Source organism: Planococcus sp. RAB007_Raresut (assembly GCF_057369535.1).
The window spans coordinates 1-282 of sequence record NZ_JBXYIF010000087.1; the positions used below are offsets into that span (position 1 = coordinate 1).

Below are 282 nucleotides of genomic sequence, written 5' to 3' on the forward strand. Positions count from 1 at the left end.
TTTTTACTAAGTGCTCCAAGAGAGTCATAATCCTCATCTAGAATAGTAGAGACCGCATCAAAACCACGAGACATGTTGATCCCGTGGTCTCCGTCGCCGATGGCCCGGTCTAAATCGGTCAACGTATCCTTTTGTTCTTCGATGCCAACTTGTGCGTCACGTAACGCCTGCTTCATCCGATCAATCGTCAACATAAACCAAACACCTCATTTATTAAATTTTGAATCCAAGTGCTGCCGAAGGAGCGTCGAGATACGTCGTCATCTCATCATCGAGAGGGAG

Annotated in this window: 1 pseudogene; it reads right to left on the reverse strand. The window is 46.5% G+C overall.

Annotation, left to right across the window (positions count from 1 at the left end):
* Nucleotides 1-194, reverse strand: a pseudogene (locus tag AC2Q9J_RS17850) (dihydroxyacetone kinase); the annotation flags it as partial.
* Nucleotides 195-282 lie beyond the last annotated feature (88 nt).